Annotated in this window: 19 protein-coding genes; 9 read left to right on the top strand and 10 right to left on the bottom strand. The window is 66.1% G+C overall.

Annotated features, from left to right (window positions below; all coding sequences use genetic code 11):
- Positions 1-153: 153 nt before the first annotated feature.
- Positions 154-1,566 (bottom strand): succinylglutamate-semialdehyde dehydrogenase, encoded by a 1,413-nt coding sequence (astD, locus tag P0Y64_03710; GenBank protein ID WEK43946.1) that lies wholly within the window; start codon positions 1,564-1,566, stop codon positions 154-156.
- Between the two features lie 74 nt (positions 1,567-1,640).
- The gene (locus P0Y64_03705; GenBank protein WEK43945.1) at positions 1,641-2,999 is read right to left on the bottom strand and encodes a YdiU family protein; all 1,359 of its coding nucleotides are present in this window, start codon (positions 2,997-2,999) and stop codon (positions 1,641-1,643) included.
- Positions 3,000-3,036: 37 nt separating this feature from the next.
- On the opposite strand from P0Y64_03705, the gene P0Y64_03700 reads away from it, so the two are divergent.
- Positions 3,037-3,912, top strand: a complete 876-nt coding sequence (locus P0Y64_03700) for an alpha/beta hydrolase (GenBank protein WEK43944.1) — start codon at positions 3,037-3,039, stop codon at positions 3,910-3,912.
- A gap of 30 nt (positions 3,913-3,942) precedes the next feature.
- On the top strand, positions 3,943-5,058 hold the full coding sequence (locus tag P0Y64_03695; protein ID WEK43943.1) for a glycosidase: 1,116 nt from the start codon (positions 3,943-3,945) through the stop codon (positions 5,056-5,058).
- A 98-nt stretch (positions 5,059-5,156) separates the two neighbouring features.
- Here the strand turns inward: P0Y64_03695 and P0Y64_03690 are convergent, their stop codons facing one another.
- Positions 5,157-5,681, bottom strand: coding sequence for an O-acetyl-ADP-ribose deacetylase (locus P0Y64_03690; GenBank protein ID WEK43942.1), 525 nt, complete (start codon positions 5,679-5,681; stop codon positions 5,157-5,159).
- Positions 5,682-5,726: 45 nt separating this feature from the next.
- Here P0Y64_03690 and P0Y64_03685 point away from each other — a divergent pair, with 45 nt between their 5' ends.
- From P0Y64_03685 to P0Y64_03675, 3 genes are all read left to right on the top strand, one after another.
- Positions 5,727-6,866 carry a glycosyltransferase gene (locus tag P0Y64_03685; GenBank protein WEK43941.1) on the top strand — a complete coding sequence of 380 codons (1,140 nt, stop codon included), beginning with the start codon at positions 5,727-5,729 and terminating at the stop codon, positions 6,864-6,866.
- 79 nt (positions 6,867-6,945) lie between these two features.
- Positions 6,946-8,349, top strand: a complete 1,404-nt coding sequence (locus P0Y64_03680; protein WEK43940.1) for a nitronate monooxygenase — start codon at positions 6,946-6,948, stop codon at positions 8,347-8,349.
- Between the two features lie 110 nt (positions 8,350-8,459).
- Positions 8,460-8,666, top strand: coding sequence for a hypothetical protein (locus P0Y64_03675; protein ID WEK43939.1), 207 nt, complete (start codon positions 8,460-8,462; stop codon positions 8,664-8,666).
- Here the strand turns inward: P0Y64_03675 and P0Y64_03670 are convergent.
- Positions 8,642-9,640, bottom strand: coding sequence for a D-glycerate dehydrogenase (locus P0Y64_03670; protein ID WEK43938.1), 999 nt, complete (start codon positions 9,638-9,640; stop codon positions 8,642-8,644). The two genes, P0Y64_03675 and P0Y64_03670, sit on opposite strands and share 25 nt — an antisense overlap.
- A gap of 96 nt (positions 9,641-9,736) precedes the next feature.
- On the opposite strand from P0Y64_03670, the gene P0Y64_03665 reads away from it, so the two are divergent.
- Genes P0Y64_03665 through P0Y64_03650 form a run of 4 tightly spaced genes read left to right on the top strand, consistent with a single transcriptional unit; the run spans position 9,737 to position 12,295 of the window.
- Complete coding sequence (locus P0Y64_03665; GenBank protein WEK43937.1) at positions 9,737-10,255, top strand: SH3 domain-containing protein; 519 nt, start codon at positions 9,737-9,739, stop codon at positions 10,253-10,255.
- A complete protein-coding gene (nadC, locus tag P0Y64_03660; GenBank protein WEK43936.1) occupies positions 10,252-11,097 on the top strand; it encodes a carboxylating nicotinate-nucleotide diphosphorylase in 846 nt (281 codons plus the stop codon). Before P0Y64_03665 ends, nadC begins: the two co-directional genes overlap by 4 nt.
- Positions 11,098-11,153: 56 nt before the next feature.
- Entirely contained in the window at positions 11,154-11,582 is a 429-nt protein-coding gene (locus tag P0Y64_03655) for a hypothetical protein (GenBank protein ID WEK43935.1), read from the top strand.
- Complete coding sequence (locus P0Y64_03650; GenBank protein ID WEK43934.1) at positions 11,579-12,295, top strand: ribonuclease T; 717 nt, start codon at positions 11,579-11,581, stop codon at positions 12,293-12,295. Before P0Y64_03655 ends, P0Y64_03650 begins: the two co-directional genes overlap by 4 nt.
- Before the next feature lie 46 nt (positions 12,296-12,341).
- Here the strand turns inward: P0Y64_03650 and P0Y64_03645 are convergent, their stop codons facing one another.
- The 6 genes from P0Y64_03645 to P0Y64_03620 all read right to left on the bottom strand — a co-directional run bounded on the left by P0Y64_03645 (position 12,342) and on the right by P0Y64_03620 (position 19,307).
- A complete protein-coding gene (locus P0Y64_03645; protein WEK43933.1) occupies positions 12,342-14,474 on the bottom strand; it encodes a TonB-dependent receptor in 2,133 nt (710 codons plus the stop codon).
- A 79-nt stretch (positions 14,475-14,553) separates the two neighbouring features.
- Positions 14,554-14,766: a hypothetical protein gene (locus P0Y64_03640; GenBank protein WEK43932.1), complete on the bottom strand. Its 213-nt coding sequence runs from the start codon at positions 14,764-14,766 to the stop codon at positions 14,554-14,556.
- A 65-nt stretch (positions 14,767-14,831) separates the two neighbouring features.
- Positions 14,832-16,082 carry an N-succinylarginine dihydrolase gene (locus P0Y64_03635; GenBank protein ID WEK43931.1) on the bottom strand — a complete coding sequence of 417 codons (1,251 nt, stop codon included), beginning with the start codon at positions 16,080-16,082 and terminating at the stop codon, positions 14,832-14,834.
- Positions 16,082-17,098 carry an arginine N-succinyltransferase gene (locus P0Y64_03630; protein ID WEK43930.1) on the bottom strand — a complete coding sequence of 339 codons (1,017 nt, stop codon included), beginning with the start codon at positions 17,096-17,098 and terminating at the stop codon, positions 16,082-16,084. Before P0Y64_03630 ends, P0Y64_03635 begins: the two co-directional genes overlap by 1 nt.
- The gene (locus P0Y64_03625; GenBank protein ID WEK43929.1) at positions 17,095-18,294 is read right to left on the bottom strand and encodes a hydrolase; all 1,200 of its coding nucleotides are present in this window, start codon (positions 18,292-18,294) and stop codon (positions 17,095-17,097) included. The genes P0Y64_03630 and P0Y64_03625 overlap by 4 nt, the downstream gene beginning before the upstream one ends.
- A 77-nt stretch (positions 18,295-18,371) precedes the next feature.
- Positions 18,372-19,307 carry a DUF481 domain-containing protein gene (locus tag P0Y64_03620; GenBank protein WEK43928.1) on the bottom strand — a complete coding sequence of 312 codons (936 nt, stop codon included), beginning with the start codon at positions 19,305-19,307 and terminating at the stop codon, positions 18,372-18,374.
- Positions 19,308-19,340 lie beyond the last annotated feature (33 nt).

Below are 19,340 nucleotides of genomic sequence, written 5' to 3'. Positions count from 1 at the left end.
CGCCTGCGGGCGCATTTCGCGGCACCTGCCCGCTCCCCCACGCCGGGGCCGCCCCGCAAAGTAATATTTTGCGGGGACCCCACGCTTCCCAATCATGATGCCGATGGAAGGCGGGGTGGTGAGCAACGAGGCCGCCACCCCGGCCCCGCAGCCTCACATATCGCGCAGGCCGATCCCGATCGCGGCGCGCGCGGCGTCGGCCTCGTTGCTCACCACCGGATAGGCGCAATAATCTGCCGCGTAGAACGCGCTCGGGCGATGATTGCCCGACCAGCCGATGCCGCCGAACGGCGCGGAGGAGGAGGCGCCGTTGGTCGGTTTGTTCCAGTTGACGATCCCGGCCCGCGCGCGCGCCCAGAAACGATCGAACAATTGCGGGGTCTGGCTGATCAGCGAGGCGGACAGGCCGTAGCGCGTGTCATTCGCCTCCGCGATCGCGGCGTCGAAATCGGCGCAGCGCGATACTTGCAGAACGGGCCCGAACAATTCCGTGTCCGGCCGGCCCTGCACCCCGGTAACGTCGATCAGGCCGGGCAGCAGGAACGGGCGCCCCGGAACCGGGCGCTCAAGGTGGCGGATCGGGCGGCCGCCCTTCATCAGCAGCGCCAGGAAGCTCTCGCTCAACTGCTCCGCCGCTTCGTTGTCGATCACCGGGCCCATGAACGGCGCGGGGCTGGCGAAGGGCTCGTCGACGATCAGCCGGCCGATCAGCGTGTTCATTTCCGCGATCAGCGGCTCATACAGCTTTTCATCGACGATCAGCCGCCGCGCCGCGGTGCAGCGCTGGCCGGAGGTGGTGAAGGCGGACTGGATGACAAGAACCGCCGCCTGATAGAGATCTGGCGTATCCCACACCACGATCGGATTGTTGCCGCCCATTTCGAGCGCGAGAATCTTCTCCGGCTTCTCGGCATAAGCGCGATTGAGCGCGAGGCCGGTTTTTGCCGAGCCGGTGAACAACAGGCCGTCGATGCCGTCGTGCATCGCCAGCGCCTTGCCCTCTTCAGGGCCGCCGATCACGACGCGGATGCAGGCTTCGGGTACGCCGGCTTCGCGCAGACATTCGGCGAGGAACAGGCCGGTTGCGGGCGTCTTCTCCGATGGCTTGAACACCACCGCATTACCCGCGAGCAGCGCCGGGACGATATGGCCGTTGGGCAGATGCGCGGGGAAGTTGTACGGCCCCAGCACCGCCAGCACGCCATGCGGCTTGTGACGCAGCGCCATGCGGCTGCCCATCGGCGAATCCAGCCGGCGCTGCGCGGTACGCTCTGCATAGGCGCTGACCGAGATGTCCACCTTGGCGATGACCGAATCCACCTCGGTCCGCGCTTCCCATAACGGCTTGCCGGTTTCGCGCGCGATCAGATCGGCGAAGGCATCGGTGCGCGCGCGCACGACATTGGCGAAACGACGCAGCGTTTCGATGCGATAGGTGAGCGCGCGCGCCGCCCAGCTAGCCCAGCCGCCGCGCGCCGCGGCGACCTCCGCGTCGACATCGCTGAGCGCACCGCGCCACAGCTCGACGCCGGTCGCTGGCTCGAAGGAGACGAGTTCGGTGGCCATCGGTCAAACATCCCCCAGGCGATCGCGCGCGATCCCAGGCCCGAGTGTAGAGAAGATTACCGGCATTCGACAAGCTAGCCCAGCGCTTCGCCCAATTCCCGGACACGTGCCACCTTGGCGTCAAGCGCCGACCAGTCATCCGCCTCCGCGATGCGGGACCAGATCGCCTCCACCTCCTCGATCAGCATCGCGCACGGCTCACCGCGCCAATAGGCGTGATCGCGCGGCGCGCGCGGAGAATAGCGATCGAGCAGAGCGCGGGCTTCGTCCCATTCCGGGGCATATTCGGCCGGCAAGGCTTGCGCGAAGGCGTCGAAGAAGAAGCGGTCTATCCCCACGCCGGTCGCGCGGAGCGCGCGCTCGATCGCCTGCACCAGCGCGCGGTCGGTAGCGGGATCGATCGGCTTGCGCCCGAGCCGCCACAGCAGGGCATCGGTGATCGCCGGCTGATAGCGATCGCCGAACGTGTCGAGCAGCGCGATCATCGGCTCCGCCTCCGCCAGCACGCGCAACGAGACGGCGAGTTGCATCGCATCCCAGTGGATCGCCTCCGGCTGGCGGCCGAAGGCGTAGAGCCCGGCATGGTCGAAATAGGCCGCGGTAAACGCGGGATCCCAGGTCGGCGCGAACCGCCACGGGCCGTAATCGAAGCTCTCGCCGGTGACGTTGATATTGTCCGAATTGAGCACGCCATGGACGAATCCCGCCGCCATGTAGCGCGCGGCGAGCGTCGCGGTGCGCCCGATGACGTGATCGAGCAGGCGCAAGGGATCGTCACTATCCTCGCCGTAAAGCTCGCGCAGGACATAGCCGACCAGCCGGCGCATCGCTTCCTCATCGCGAAGATAGGCGAGGCGCTGAAAGGTGCCGATGCGGATATGGCCGTGGCTCAACCGCACCAGCACGGCAGAGCGCGCGGGGGAGGGTTCGTCGTTGCGTTGCAGGGCCTCGCCCGTTTCGATCAGCGAGAAGCTGCGCGAGGTGGGGGCGCCCAACGCCTCCAGCATCTCGCTCGCCAATATCTCGCGTACACCGCCCTTCAACGTCAGCCGACCGTCGCCGAAGCGGCTCCACGGCGTTTGCCCCGATCCCTTGGTGCCAAGGTCCATCAGCCGGCCATCGCGATTGCGCAATTGCGCGAAGGTGAAGCCGCGCCCGTCGCCGATATCGGGGTTGTACACGCGGAACTGGTGGCCGTGGTAACGCAGCGCCAGTGGCTGCGGCAGTGTGCCGGGCAGCGGCACGAACCGCCCGAAATGCGTGATCCATTCCGCGTCGCTGAGCCCATCGAGCCCCACCTCACGCGCCGCGCGGTCGTTGCGGAAGCGCAGCCGGGTTTCGGGGAAGTCGGCGGCGGTGACCGGATCGCAGAAAGGCTTCCCCAGCGAAAGGAGCGCCAGTTCCGGTCGATACGCTTGCGGGTCGAAGGGCATCCGGCGATATGGGGCGGATCGCAGCAAAGGTTCAAGCATGGCCGCCTATCACGATCTGTTTTGGTGGTCGAAGGATGAACTGAGGCTCCACGCGCGGGATTATCCGGGGGATGCGAGCGCGCTGCCGGTGCTTTGCATGCCGGGGCTGACCCGCAACGCGCGCGATTATGCGCTGCTGGCGGAGCGGATCAGCGGCGCGCGGCGGGTGATTGCGATCGATTTCCGCGGGCGGGGCGAGAGTGCCTATGCCAAGGATCCGATGAGCTATGGCCCGCTCACTTATGCGCAGGATGTGATCGCGCTGCTCGACGAGGCGGGGATCGATCGCTTCGTGTCGATCGGCACCTCGCTCGGCGGGATCGTGACGATGCTGCTCGCGGCGCTGCTGCCGGGGCGGATCGCGGGTGCGCTGCTCAACGATGTCGGGCCGGAGATCGACGCCGCCGGCCTTGGCCGCATCCGGGGCTATGTCGGCAAGTCCAGCGTATGGCCGACATGGATGCACGCCGCGCGCGCGCTCGCGGAATCGAATGCGGATGTTTATCCCGACTGGAAGATCGAGGAGTGGCTGGCGATGGCCAAGCGGCTCTATCGCCTGAACAGCGCGGGGCGCATCGTGCTCGATTACGATCTCAAGATCGCCGAACCGTTTCGCGTGCCGGGCGCGGAGGCGGGGCCGGACATGTGGCGCGCGCTCGCGGCGCTGGGCAATGCGCCGGTGCTGCTCGTGCGGGGCGGCAATTCCGACATTCTGTCTGAAGCGACGGCGGACCGGATGGTCGCGGTGTTGCCCGATGCTGAATTGCTGACGGTGGCGGGGATCGGGCACGCGCCGACGCTGGACGAGCCGGGGGTGGACGGCGCGATCATGCGGCTGCTGGCGCGCGCCGAGCGGGAACCTGCCGGCGTGTGAGGCGTCGTCCGGGGTAAACCCGGAGCGGACATGACCTTCCCGATCGACCATCTCGTTTTCACGCCCGACGACGTTGATCTGACGCGATCGCCGCTCGCCGGGCGGATCGACGCCGAAACCTATGTGCTGGGCGCGTTCAATCCGGGGATGACGCGGCTCGCCAACGGCAATCTGTTGCTGATGGTGCGGGTGGCCGAGGCGCTCAGGGAATCGATCGTCGACGGGCATGTCCACTCGATGCGCTGGGACCGCGAACGGTGCCGGCTCGATCCGTGGCCGTTGCAACTCGTCGATACTGCAGATCCGCGTGCATTCGCGATGCGTGGCGGCGGGTGGCGGGTGATCGCGCTCACCTCGCTGTCGTGGCTGTTGCCGGTCGAACTGGATGCGGACGGGCGGCGGGTGGAGGCGGTGCACTATGATCGCGCGATCGTGCCGCGCGCCTCCTGGCAATGCTATGGCATCGAGGATGCGCGCATCAGCCGCGTCGGCGATCGTTTCCTGATGACGGCCTGTTCGGTCAGCCCCGAACGGCTGGCGACGGCGCTCTATACCAGCCAGGACGCGCTGGACTGGACGCTGGAGGGCATCGTCCTCGATCATCAGAACAAGGATATGCTGATCTTCGAAGGGCTGATCGGCGGGCGATATTGGGCGCAGACGCGGCCGCTGGGCGATCTCTATTTCGCCTATCCGCCCGACAGCGACTGGCGCGCGGGGCCATCGATCAACCTCGCCAGCTCGCCAGATGCGCTGCACTGGAAACCGAGCGAGCATCCCGGCATCCGCCCGCACGCGGCGACCACCGCGACCGCGCGAATGGGCGGCGGTGCGCCCCCGGTGAAGACCGATGCCGGCTGGCTTACCTTATGGCACGGGGTGGAGCCGCATGGCGTGGTCGGCATCTATCGCACTTATTGGACGTTGCTCGATCGCGACGAGCCGTGGCGGACCGTGGCGCGCGGCCAAAGCCCGTTGATCGAGCCGAATCCGGCGTTGACCGAGCCGCATCGCGAACGCATGTATCTCGACAATATCGTCTTCACGACCGGCATGGTCGATGGCGGCGATCACTGGATCGTCGCGAGCGGGGAGGCGGATCTGGCGTGTCGCATCACGCATGTGCCGAAAAAGGCGATCGGCTAGAGCGTTTGTCGATTCGATTGCATCGGATCGCCGCTCTATTTCCTTTATTTGCCGCGTTTTCCGGGCCGGCAGGTGATTCCACCTGCCTCGCAATCGCTCTAGGCCCGGCGCCGCGCATCCGCGAAGATCGAGAGGGATCGGGCATCGAAACAGACGAACGTCACCCGATCGAAGGCATCGGTGTGCCTGTCGATTATGGCGGCGACGGTTTCGGTGGCGATGCGGGCTGCCTCCTCCACCGGGAAACCGAAGATGCCGGTGGATATCGCGGGAAAGGCGATGGATCGCGCGCCGATCCGTTCCGCGACCGCGAGGCTTCGCGCGTAGCAACTCGTCAGCAGGGCGCGCTCCCCGAAATCGCCGCCGCGCCACACCGGGCCGACCGTGTGGATGATATGCGCCGCCTTCAGGCGATAGCCGCGCGTCGCCTTCGCCTCCCCGGTCTTGCAGCCGCCGAGCAGGCGGCATTCGTGGAGCAGTTCCGGCCCCGCCGCGCGGTGAATCGCGCCGTCCACGCCGCCGCCGCCGAGCAGCGACGAATTCGCGGCGTTGACGATGGCATCATGGTCCAGCGTGGTGATGTCGGCTTGCACGACATCCCATTCGGTCGCACGGTAAAGCATCAAGCCAGTCTATGTTCGATCGCCGGATCACGCTAGGCACAAGCCGTGAGCGCGCCGATCAAGATTCTCCACCTCCACTCGACCTTCGACCTTGGCGGCAAGGAAGCGCGGGCGGTGCGGCTGATGAACGCGTTCGGCGATCGCGCGCGGCATGTGATCGTGTCTTCGATGGAGGGGCATTACGGGGCGCAGGCGCGGATCGATAATGGCATCCGTTACGAGATCGCGCAGAACCCGCCACCGCTCGCCGGGCGGCCCTCGGTCGCACGATATGAGGCGATCGCGCGCTATATGCGTGGGTTCGATCTGGTGCTGAGCTATAATTGGGGTGCGATCGACGGGGCGATGGCGCGGCGCGTGTTCGGCAGGCAGGTGCCGCCGCTCGTCCACCATGAGGATGGCTTCAATGAGGATGAGGCCGGCGGGCTGAAGCGCGAGCGCAACCTCTATCGCCGGCTTGCGCTGGGCGCCGCGCATGCGCTGGCGGTGCCATCCGCCACGCTGGAGCAGATCGCGCTGGAGACGTGGAAGCAGCCGCGCGGCAAGGTTCACCGCATCGTCAACGGCATCGCCACCATGGCCTACGCGCAAGACCCCGAGTCGAAGGTGATCCCCGGCTTCGTCCGCAAGCCGAAGGAAGTGGTGATCGGCACGGTCGCGGGCTTGCGTGCGGTGAAGGATCTGCCGGCGCTGGTGCGTGCGGTCGGCGGCCTTGCGGGCAAATACCGGCTGGTCATCGTCGGCGAGGGTCCGGAGCGGGCGGCGATCGAGCGCGCTGCGATGGCGATGGGGATCGACGATAAGCTGGTGATGCCGGGCTTCCTCGATCGCCCCTACCGCTACATGCGGCATTTCGATCTGCTCGCTTTGTCTTCCCGGTCGGAGCAATTCCCGATCTCGGTGGTGGAGGCGATGGCGGCCGGGCTGCCGATCGTCGCGCCGGCTGTGGGAGACGTGCCGCGCATGATCGCGCCGGAAAACCTGCCCTTTATCGCGGCGCATGCGACCGAGGTCGCGTTGCGCGATGCGATCCAGCCGCTGATGAACGACGCCGCGCTGCGCGCGCGTGTCGGCGCCGCCAACCAGGCGAAGGCGCGCGTGGAATATGACGAAGCGGTGATGATTGCGCGCTATGCCGCACTATATGAAGAAGCGATGGGACGGCCCGGCGTATTGAGCGCTTGAAGAGCGATTCAATTTGCTCGCTTCCGGCCGGCCTTTCGCTATAGCGGGCGAAAATACGTCCGAAAGGTGTCCAATTACCGTGTTCAAGGGTCTGAAGCCGATCGTCTATAACGGCCGCGAAGTGTGGCCGCTCGTCGAGGGCGGGAAAGGCGTTGCGGCGACCAACCACGCATCGGCCGGCGCCTGGGCGGCGGCTGGCGGCATCGGCACGGTTTCGGCGGTGAACGCCGACAGCTATGATCCCGAAGGTAAGATCATTCCACAGGTTTATAACGCGCTCACCCGGCGCGAGCGCCACGAGGAACTGATCGCCTATGCGATCGAGGGTGCGGTACAGCAGGTGCGTCGCGCGTTCGACATCGCTGGCGGCAAGGGCGCGATCAACATCAACGTGCTGTGGGAAATGGGCGGCGCGCAGCGCGTGCTCAACGGCGTGCTGGAACGGACGCGCGGCATGGTGGCGGGCGTCACCTGCGGCGCGGGGATGCCGTACAAGCTGTCCGAGATCGCGGCGTTCCACGACGTTCATTATCTGCCGATCGTATCGTCGGCGCGTGCCTTCCGCGCGCTGTGGAAGCGCGCTTATTCCAAGGTCGCGCATCTGCTGGGCGCGGTGGTTTATGAGGATCCGTGGCTCGCTGGCGGCCACAACGGCCTGTCGAACGCCGAAGACCCGCTGAAGCCGGAAGATCCCTATCCCCGCGTCAAGGCGCTGCGCGAAACGATGCGCGAGGGCGGCATCCCGGATTCGACCCCGATCGTGATGGCCGGCGGTGTCTGGTATTTGCGTGACTGGAACGACTGGATCGATAATCCGGAACTCGGCCAGATCGCCTTCCAATATGGCACGCGCCCGCTGCTGACCAAGGAAAGCCCGATCCCGGAAGGCTGGAAAGAGCGGCTGATGACGATCGAGGAGGGCGATGTCCTCCTGCACAAATTCTCGCCGACCGGCTTCTATTCGTCGGCGGTGCGCAACCCTTTCCTGCGCAGCCTGGAGGCGCGCTCGGATCGCCAGATCGCTTTCTCCACGCAAGAGGCGGGGGATCACGTCTTCCAGCTCGACGTGGGCGTGAAGGGCAAGAATTTCTGGGTGACGCGCAACGATCTGCTGCGCGCGCGCGAATGGTTCGGCGCGGGCTTCACCGATGCGCTGAAGACCCCGGACAACACGCTTGTGTTCGTGACGACCGCCGAAAAGACCGAAATCCGCAAGGATCAGGCGGATTGCATGGGCTGCCTCAGCCAGTGCCTGTTCTCAAGCTGGGCGGACACCGAAACCAATTCGACCGGGCGGCTCGCCGATCCGCGCAGTTTCTGCATCCAGAAGACGTTGCAGGAAATCGCGCATGGCGGCGATACCGAGCAGAATCTGATGTTCGCCGGGCACTCGGCGTTCAACTTCAAGCGCGATCCATTCTATTCGAACGGCTTCGTGCCGTCGGTGAAACAGCTCGTCGATCGTATCCTGACCGGAGATTGAGCCGGAAACGCGGCGAGCCGTGACCAACGTGTCCGGCGCGTAACATCTCCGAAACGCCCGTGACGCAATGGCGGCCTAAGCACCGTGCGTCACGGGAAAGGAAATGTGCGATGAGCCTGGATCACGATCTGGCCTATCATTCCCGCCGCTCCTATCAGGAGGCGGTGCGGGCGATCCACACACTGAGCGATGATGCCTCGGCCAGCCATGACGAGCTTTGTCTGATGCACTGTCGCCGGGTTCTCGCGGCTTTTGGAGGCGCGGGTGCCCCTGCGGTTCGGCTGACGCTGGTTCAGGCCCAGCCTTCGAGCACCTGATCCGGCGGACGGTGGCCATCCGCCCACATGCGGATATTGGTGATCACCTTCTCGCCGGTCGCGAAACGCCCCTCGTAGGTGGCGGAGCCCATGTGCGGGGTCATCACGACATTGGATAAAGCGAGGAGGCGCGGATCGATCTCCGGTTCATGCCGCCACACGTCCAGCCCGGCGCCGGCAAGCCGTCCGTCCGCCAACGCCTCGACCATCGCATCCTCGTCCACCACCCCGCCGCGACTGGTGTTGATGAGATAGACGTGGCGCCGCATCAGCGCGATGCGCCGGGCGTCGAGCAGATCGCGGCTGTCGTCGTTCAGCGGCGTGTGGATCGTCAGGATGTCGATCGCGCCGAGCATCTCGTCGAGATTGGGATGCCATTGCGCGCCGAATTCGGCCTCCACCACCTTCGGCAGCCGGTGGCGGTTGTGATAATGGATCGACAGGCCAAAGGCGCGTGCGCGCCGCGCCACCGCCTGACCGATCCGCCCCATGCCGATGATGCCCAGCGCCTTGCCGCCGATGCGGTGGCCGAGCATTCCGCCGGGGCTCCAGCCGGTCCACTGGCCGGAACGCACCAGCTTCTCGCCCTCAGCCAGCCGGCGAGGGACGGAGAGGATCAGCGCCAGCGTCATGTCTGCGGTGTCTTCGGTCAGCACGCCGGGCGTGTTGGTAACGATGATGCCGCGCGCGCGCGCCGCTTTCAGATCGATATGGTTCACGCCCGCGCCGAAATTGGCGATCAGCTTCAGCCGCTCGCCCGCGCCCTGAATCAGCGCCGCGTCGATCGTGTCGGTCATCGTCGGTACGAAAACATCGCAATCGGCCATCGCCGCCGCCAGTTCGTCGCGTGTCATCGCGCGATCGGTGCGGTTGTTCGTGGCATCGAACAACGCCTCCAGCCGATCCATCACCGCGTCGGGAAGTTCGCGGGTGACGATCACCTTCGGATTGGCGCAGCGACGCGTTTCGACCATGAATGGGGCTTGGCGAACGGCTCGGCCGGCGTCAACGGCATTGATCAATCGGACGAAGCGTGAAAGGTCGATACGCTCCAGCAACAGGGGAATAAGATGCGACGGGTGTCGGTGCTGATGGCCATGATGATGGCGGGCGCGTTGATCGCAGGCGATGCGATGGTGGGCGGCTTGACCGTTCGCGGAGCGATCGCGGCCGATCCGCCGAAGAAGGGGCCGTATTTCGCCTCGATCGCGCCGTCGCGCGCGCGGATGCGCAGCGGGCCCGGCCGCAATTATCCCGCGACCTGGCTCTATGTCCGCGCCGATCTGCCAGTGCGCGTGGTCGATGCGTTTCAGGACTGGCGCAAGGTGGAGGACCCGGCCGGCGTGCAGGGCTGGATGCAGGGCAAGATGGTCAGCCAGCGCCGCACCGCGCTGGTGCAGGGCGAGATTGTCGAATTGCGCGAGAAGCCATCGGCCGGCGCCAAGGTGATGTGGCGTGCGGAGCCGGGCGTGGTCGGGCGCGTGAGCCAGTGTGGCGACGGCTGGTGTCGGCTCGACGTGCGCGGGCAGGCCGGCTTCATAGAAACATCGCATTTATGGGGCGTTGCGCCCGAGGAGACATTGCCGTGACGTTCGTGCTTGATGGGTTTGATCTGGATGCTTTCGTTCGTGCGACACTCGCCGAGGATTTGGGGGACAAGGGCGACGTCACTTGCGACGCGGTGATCCCGGCCGAGGCGCGGTTCCGCGCGGTGATGGGCACGCGTGATGCGATCACCGTCGCCGGGCTGGAGGTCGCTGCCGCTTTCTTCCGCGCGCTCGATCCCGCTGTAGTGATAGAAACACTGGTCGCGGACGGCACGACCGTGCCGCGCGGCACCGATCTGATGCGGCTGGAGGGTAGCGCACGCGCGATGCTGACGGCGGAGCGATCCGCGCTCAACACCGCGCAGCACCTGTCGGGCATCGCGACGCTGACGCGCGCCTACGTCGATCGCATCGCCGGCACTGGCGCGACCCTGCTCGATACCCGCAAGACGATCCCCGGCCTGCGCCGCCTGGAAAAATACGCGACCCGCATGGGCGGCGCGAAGAACCACCGCATGGGGCTGTGGGATGCGGCGATGATCAAGGACAATCACGTCGCGATCGCGGGCGACGTGGGCGAAGCGGTGCGCCGCGCAAAGGCGGCGGCGATCCCCGAGATCATCGTTGAGGTGGACCGGATCGACCAGATCGAGCCGGCACTGGCGGCGGGGGCGACCTATCTGCTGCTCGACAATATGGCCGGGCCGACGCTGCGGGGCGCGGTGACGCTCATCGGCGGGCGCGTGCCGGTGGAAGCATCGGGCGGCGTGACGCTGGAGACGATCCGCGCCATCGCCGAAACCGGCGTCACCTATATCAGCGTGGGGCGGATCACCCAATCCGCGCCGGCCGCCGACATCGGGCTGGATTTCGCGCCCGCCTGAGCGGCTTGCGCGGGCGCGCCGCCACGGTAGGTTGCGGGGCATAAAGGGGAAGAAACATGCAGCGTCCACCATCGATCGTTCGCTACGAACAGCTTTATCTGGCCTCCTTCGTCCTTGGCCTCGTCGTTTCCGCATTCACCTGGCAGGGGCGCCAGGCGATGCTCGCGAGCAATCCGGTTATCGCCGGGGCGCAATGGCTGATGCCGGTGACCGTGGTGATCGGCATCGTGATCGCGGTGACCTTGTGGTATTTTACGGCGCGCAAGCCCAGCGCGGCGGCGAAGTGGGTGGTCGTCGTGTTCGCCGCGTTTTCTGTGCTGGGGGTCGCCGGCAATATCCGCGCATTGATGGCCGGCGCACCGGTGCTGGCGGCATTGCTCAGCATCATGGTGTCGCTGCTCTACATCGCGGCGGCGGTGTTGCTGTTCAAGCCGGACGCAAAGCTTTGGTTCGGCGAAAAGGTCGATGGAGAAGATATAGCATGATCCGTAATCGCGCGCTGCTGGTCGCCGCGGCCGCTATAGCGCTGCCCGGCGTGGCGGGAGCACAGGCCAATCGTTGCGTCGTGCCGAACGATATCGCCACGCCGCACCCCGATCTGGCCACCGAGCGCGAGCCGCAACGCGTGCTGCCGATCGGCGGCTATACGCTGGCCATCAGCTGGTCCCCGCAATTTTGTCGTACGCGGATGCATGATCCGAAGGCACGGATGCAGTGCGGCGCGAACCGCTTCGGCTTCGTGCTGCACGGCCTGTGGCCGGATGGCGAGGGCAAGGACTGGCCGCAATATTGCACCACCACCAATATCCTGCCGCGCCCGGCGCTGGCCGCCAATCTGTGCTCCACGCCGTCCGCGCAATTGCTTCAGCACGAATGGTCCAAGCATGGCACCTGCATGCCCGGCGAAACCCCGGCGAGTTATTTCCGGCGCTCGACCGGCATGTATGGCAAGTTGCGCTATCCCGATATGAACGCGCTCTCGCGCCGCCCGCTCACGGCAGGGCAGTTCGCGGCGGCGGTGGCGCGCGCGAATCCGGGCATCCGCGCGGACATGATGCGCGTGACGGCGAACCGCGAAGGCTGGCTGGACGAGGTGTGGCTGTGCCTCGACAAGAAATTCGCTTACGCCACCTGCCCGGCGCATCAAGGCGGCCTTTCGCCGGATGCGCAGCTGAAGATCTGGCGCGGGCCGCGCTAAGCACGTTGCCCGGCTCCCCCGCTGACCGGGGGAGCCGGGCGATCGATCAGATACCCACACGCAGCGTGGCGCGGATGTCGCGCCCGGCGAGCGGGGCGAAATCCTTGAGCACGCTTGCTGCGCGGCGCGCATCGACGTCGAAGATATTGTTCGCCGCGATGGTGATGCTCGTTCCCTTATTGTCCGCGAACGGCTTGAACGAGAGCGACGCGTTGACCATCGTATAAGCGGCGGTCGGCGTTTCATAAGCCGCGATGCGGTTCTGCCGGAACACATGCTCCACCTCGACGCGTGCGCTGGAGCGATCCCCCTGCGCCTCAAGCCCGCCGAGCACGCGCAGCGGCGGGATGCGCGGCACCGGGCTTACATCCACCACTGTTGCACGGACATAATCGCCGAGGATGTCGGCGTTGATCGTATGGCCGCCGATGGTCGCTAGGCGCTTCGATGCATCGATCTCGAAGCCATAATAGCGCGCCTTGGTCTGCGCATATTGGAAGCACGGGAAGTCCACGCTGCGCCCGGATGGTGCGGCCGCCGCCTCGCACACCGCCTGCGCCGTCTGGTTCTCATAAATGTAGTCGTCGAACCAATTGTAATAGGCGGAGGCGTCGAGGCTGAAGCCATCGCTGTGCGCGTGGAGCGTCGCTTCCAGCCCCCATGATTTCTCGGTGCGGAAATTCGGGTTGCCGAGTTCATAGGCCTGGGTGCCGGCGTGTGCGCCGTTGGCGAACAATTCCTCGGCCGATGGCGCGCGCTCCGTGCGTGAGCCGTTCAGGCCGATCCGAACCCCGCTCGCGATGCCGTAAGACGCGCCGATCGAGCCGGAGAAGGTGTCGAAATTGCGCGCGCCGCTGAAAAAGCGCGAATCGTCGAGCGGGTTCTGCGCGGCGAGGCTGGTGCGCTCGAAACGCATGCCGCCCTCTGCCTTGAACGGGCCGTTTTCATATTGCTGGAGTGTGAAAAGCCCCACCTGCTCGGTATTATTGCGCGGCAGGAATGCCTCATCGCCGACGACGTTGAACTGACGGCTGAAATATTGCGCTCCGCTCGCCCCGCTCCAGCCGCCGCGATTGGACTGAAGGAATTCGAGACGGCCTTCGAGGCCCTTGTTGTAGAAAGCGGTGCCCACCTCACCATCCGGATCAAGCTCGAAATGGCGATAATTGGCGTAGGCGACACGGGCGCGGATACGATCGAGGAAGCCGCCGCCGGTCTGCACCTCGCCGCGCAGATCGAAGCGGTTCTGGAGGACCGAGAGGCGCGGGGCCTCCTGATCCTGCCCCGGCTCGGTCGCGTAACGGATCGGCACGCCGTAAAGGCTGTCGTAATGGCTATACGACACGCCGAGCGAGCCGGTATCGGTGATCAGCGCCGCGCCGACGCCCGCCGTCCAGGTTTCCGCCGCGGTGTTGGGCAGGCGGCCCTTGAGCTGCGCGGAGGCCGCGAAATCGATCGGGTCGTTGGGGGCGGCCTGCGCCGCAGCCAGCGCCGCCGCGCGCGCGCCGGGGGACAGGACATAGCCGCCGATGCGCAGATCATCTGCCTTGAGATATGAGCCATCGGCATGGAGCACGAGGTTCTTCGTTACCGCCACATCGCCCGCCGCGCCGAGCGAGCGTTCGCTTGCCGCGCTGGCGTAGCTGCCGATCGCGTTCAGACGATAGCCGTTTTCCGGCACGCTGCGCGGGATGCGCGAATCGATCACGTTGACCACGCCGCCGACCGCCGACGAGCCATAGAGCAATGCCGAAGGGCCGCGCAGTACCTCGACCCGCTCGGCGAGCAACGGATCGATCACCACCGCGTGATCGACCGAGGTGTTCGATACGTCGACCGAGCCGATGCCGTCGGTCAGCACGCGAATGCGGTCGCCCTGGAAGCCGCGCAGGATCGGGCGGGATGCGCTCGGCCCGAATGACGTTGCCGACACGCCGGGCAGGCGCGCCAGCGTCTCGCCGATCGTCGGGCGCAATTCGCGGTTGAGCGTGTCGCCGGACAGGACCGAAGTGCCCTGCAGCACATCCATCTCATTACGGGCGACGGGCGCCGAGACGATCACGTCATGCGGCGTCCCATCCTGCACCGGCGCCGGAACGGCATCGGCAAGTGCCGGGGAAGCGATCAAAATGGCGAGGACGCCGGCGAGCGAACTGAGAATGATGTTTCTTTGTATCATGAGCGCTGGCTAAGCGGAATGTTACATCATATCAATCTCAATTCGTCGCCAGTTCGCGTCGGTTGGTCGATGAACGGATTCAGCGGTCGCGTTCGACGGATTCCAGGATGCGTGCGCCGGCCATGAACACCGCGACCGGTGACGCGAGGAACAGCAACCAGCCGCCGTAGCCCGGAAAGTCGTGCAGATAGTGGATGCCGCGTTCAATCGCGCCGGCGCCGAGCGTGTAGATAATCAGAAACGCTTCGAACTTGGTCTTGATGACGAACAGGCGGGCGATGCGGGACCACATGCCCGATTATAAGCAAGCGCCGCGCCAGTGGCGGATTTCCGCGATTTCGACATGCGATCTTATGGTTAACTGTCAATTAATCCGACAAGGTCGAGCGTTTCCAGCAAGGCGCGGCGGGCATTTTCGATGCGTGCGACCAGCGCCGGATCGCCGATCGCCTCCACCGCGATCGCCTCCGGCCAGTGTGCGTCGATCGTCGCGGCGATACGATCGAGCTTCGTGTGATCCACCATAAAGCGCGGATCGATCGTTGCGGGATCGGCCACGACGCGCAGGCGCAGGCACGCCGGGCCGCCGCCATTGGCCATGGATTCCCGCACGTCGACCACCTGCACCGCGCGGATCGGGCCGTTGCCGGCGATATGTTCCTGCAACCATTCCCATACGCGCGGATTGGCCTGCACTTCGCCGGGCACGATCAGCGTCTGTTGCCCGGACGGCGGCGAGACGAGTTGCGCATTGAACAGATAGGATTGGATCGCATCCTCAAGGCTGACGCGATCGACCGGCACCTCGACGATCTCCACCTCGGGCATCAGCGTGCGCAATTGGGCGTAGAAGCCACCCTTGTCGGCAAAGGCTTCCTCATGCGCGAAGAGGGTGCGCGCATTGGCCACCGCGACCACGTCATTGTGGAAGGCGCCGGCGGCGATCGCCGCCGGCGACTGCTCGACGAACAGGGTGCGCGCCGGATCGAGCCCGTGCGCCCGCGCGATCGCCTCGCTCGCCTCGCGGTGCTGGCGCGCGGGAAAGCGGCCGCCGGCTTCGCCATAGACGAAGACCTCGATGCCCCGCGCGCCATGTTCGGCGCACAGCCGCATATGATTGGCCGCGCCCTCGTCGCCAAACGGGGCGGGGACGGGGCCGTGGACCATGAAAGCGGGATGGGCGAATGCGGTGCGCAATTGCGCCAGCGTCGCGGGCCATTCGTGGCTGCGATGCGGCATGGTCATCAGATTGGCGACCGTCAGGTGGCAACGTCCATCGCGCGTGTCGGCAGCGGGCGAAACGGTCGCGGCATTGGCTGCCCACATCGCCGACGCCGAGAGCGCCCGCGCCTGAAGATGCGGCGCGGCATGAGCGTAATCGGTGGCGAGCGCGGCCAGCCAGCGATGATCCGGGCGCGGATGGGGGAGCAATACACCCTGCGGCAGCCCGAGCGCGAGATTGGCGCGCATCTTCGCAATGCCCTGCAACGCGGCGGCGCGCGGGTGAGCGACATTGCCCGCGTTGCGCGTAGCGGCGAGGTTGCCGGGGCTGAGCCCGGCATAATTGTGGCTCGGCCCGACGATGCCGTCGAAGTTGATTTCCAGCATCACGCCCTCGTGGTGTAGGTGATGACACTATCTTCCTGCACGCCGATCGCCCGGGCGCTGGCAGGATCGATCACCACCGCGTCGCCCACCTCGCGCGCCGTGCCCAGCGCGCAGCGGAAGTCGGCCAGCGCGCCGTGCGCGACCAGCGCCTGCGCGCCGCCCTCGTTGTCGATCGCGACAATCGGCGAGGTGCGCGCGTCGCGGATCGAGCGGACGTTGTTGGTGCGCGCGGTCATGGTCGGGCCGCCGTCGAAGATGTCGATGTAGTTTTCGAACGCAAATCCCTCATTTTCCAGCATCCGCATTGCGGCGCGGCCCGAGGGATGGGGAAGGCCGATCGCGGCGCGCGCGGATTCGGAGAGCATCGCGGTATATATCGGATGTTTCGGCATGAGATCGGCGATGAACTGGTTGCCGTGGATGGCATTGTATTGATCCGCGTCCTGAAAATTCATGCCGAAGAAGCGACCGGCCAGACCGTCCCAGAAGGGGGATCCGCCGGCCTCGTCGATGATCCCGCGCAATTCAGCGAGGATGCGATCGGCGAAACGCTGGCGGTGCATACGGATGAACAGATAGCGGCTGCGGGCGAGCAGCATGCCCAGTCCGCCGGCGCGTTCGCCGGGATGGAGGAACAGCCCGCCGACTTCGCTCGATCCCTCAAGATCGGTGGTGAGCGACAGCATCTCCGCACGGAAGGTACGGCCGAGCTTGTCGCTATGCTGGGTCAGCGTGCTCAGGCGATAGCTGTAGAAGGGATGGCGCTGCCCGACCTGGGTGAACAATTGGCAGGTGCCGCGCACCTCCCCGGTTTCGAGATTTTCGAGGATCAGCACGAACAATTCATCGCCCAGTTCGCCACCCTCGCGCGCGAACGCGGCATGGCTGCGATCGAGCTTGGTTTTCAGCGCGGGGCGATCGGCGGGCAGATTGGTGAAGCCGCCCCCGGTCAGCTTGGCCATCTCATACAGGTGCGACAGATCGTTGTCGCGCGCGGCGCGGACGACGAAGGTCACAGGCGCCCGTCCGCGATGCGCAGGATGGTGAGGGCGGAGAGCGCCGCGCGCTCGGCCAGGCTGTCGACGATCAAGAATTCCTCCCCCGAATGAATCGCGCCCCCGCGCGCACCCATGGTATCCACCACCGGCACGCCGCACGCCGCGATATTGTTACCGTCGCACACGCCGCCGGTTGCGCGCCAGCCGATCGTGAGGCCCAGATCGCCGCCGGCATCGCGCACGAGATCGAACAATCGCGCGGCGCCCGTGTCGATCGGCTTTGGCGGGCGATTGAACCCGCCATGCACCTCTATATGAACGTCATGTGCCGCCGCGACCTCCGCCACCGTCGCATCGATATGGGCGCGAGCGCGGGAGATTTCGTCGGCATCGGCAGGGCGGAAATTGACGCGCAGCACCGCGAGATCGGGCACGACATTGTTCGGTCCACCCCCGTCGATCCGCGCGGGATTTACCGCGAGGCGCGGGCCTCGAACAGCGGCGAGGCGCAGCGCGATATCCGCCGCCGCGACGATCGCGTTGCGCCCTTCCTCCGGGTTGCGCCCGGCATGGGCGGAGCGGCCGCGCACGACGATCGAGAAATTGCCCGTGCCGCCGCGGGCGCCCGCCAGTGTGCCGTCGGGGAGCGCGGGTTCATAGGTCAGCGCCGCAGTCTTGCCACGCGCCAGTTCGGCTATCAGCGCGGCGGAGGAGAAGGAGCCGGTTTCCTCATCGGAATTGATCAGCACATCATAGCCGATGGTGCTGCCGGCCGCCTCCACGCCCTCAAGCGCTGCGAGCATCACCGCGAGGCCGCCCTTCATGTCCGCGACGCCGGGGCCATTGATCGTCCCGTCCGGGCGGTCGGTGAGGGTCTGGAACGGGTGATCGGCAGGATAAACGGTGTCCATATGCCCGGTGAGCAGCAGCCGCACCGCCGCATCCGGCCGCACCGAAAGGTGGAGGTGGCGGCCGTGCGCGATCGGCTCGACCACGCCCGCCGGCGTTACCCGTTCGGCGCTTGCCGGATCGATCAGCCGCACCTCGCCGGGCAGCGTGGCGAAAGCATCCGCGAGCATGCGGGCGACCGTCGCCAGCCCCGCAAGATTGCCCGTTCCGCTATTTATCGCGGACCATTGCCGCACCCGCGCGAGCATCGGCGAGGCACTCGCCCGCTCGATCGCAATCCTCTCATCGGCTGATATTCCCGCCATCCACCAGTGGTAGCGCGGTAGAGTCGCTTTGGGAAATGGGTGTCGGGTGAAATTTCCGCTGGCGCCGCCGCCGTAGCTCAGAAGCTATAGACCAGCGACGCCCTGCTCGTCGTATCGGTTGTGCGGCGTCCCGCCGGCGGCATGCTCTCATATTGTACGACATAGGAAACCTGCGCCGATAGCGGCCCCAGCACCTTCGCGGCGATCGCGCTCGTGCCGCTGATGGTCGAATTGTAATGCTGGAGATAAGCCGACGCGACTTGCGTAAACTTCAGCCCCGGCGCGAACCGCCAGCCAAAATCCACGCTACCGCGCGCGGCGATGCTGCTTTGGGTGGTGGCGTCGGTGAAGGAAGTGTAGCGAAACGCCGGCCCAAGTTCCAGATCGAGCTTCATCGCCGGCGTCTGGATCGCGCTGTATCCCGCGCCGATCGAGTTCGAATAACGCTGCGTATAGCCGAGGAAACGATCCGATTCGAACTGGCTGGCGCCATAGATGTAGCGCCGCGAATCGATCTTGAAGTTCGGTTCGTAGCTGGCGAGATAATGTTCGCGCGTGGTGATCCCGAGACTGCGCTGGTAATCGGCCTGCAGCCGCACCTTGTGGCGCCATTGCAGCCCCTCACGCGTCAGATCGAGCACGCCCGTCGTGCCCATCGTCTCGCTGTTGCCGGTGGTGAGATAGCCGCCCAGCTCGGCGCGGCCGCGCCACAGATCGAACAGGCCCGCCTCCCGCACGCGCGAATCATGCGCGCGCTTGCGGTCGTCGCGCCATTCCGCGGCCATCTTCGCCACCGCGTCGCCGCTCGCCGGATCGGCGGTGCGCGCATATTTGACGATCGTCGCCACCTCCGCATCGTTGCCGGCGGCGATCGCTGCCTCCAGCATCGCGCGGATCGGCGCGGGAATCGTCACCTCATCCGCCTTGTGGGACGCATCCTCGGGCGGATGTTCGTCGCCCACCACGGCGGTGTTGGCGAGCAGCAGCGGAAAGGCGAGAAGAAGCGCGCGCATCATGCTGACTCCTAACCTTCTTTGTGGCGATTT

The sequence above is a fragment of the Candidatus Sphingomonas colombiensis genome, from assembly GCA_029202845.1.
Classification (GTDB): Bacteria; Pseudomonadota; Alphaproteobacteria; order Sphingomonadales; family Sphingomonadaceae; genus Sphingomonas; species Sphingomonas colombiensis.
The sequence above is the reverse complement of the archived record's forward strand: the minus strand, read 5'-3'. Positions and strand labels throughout refer to the sequence as shown.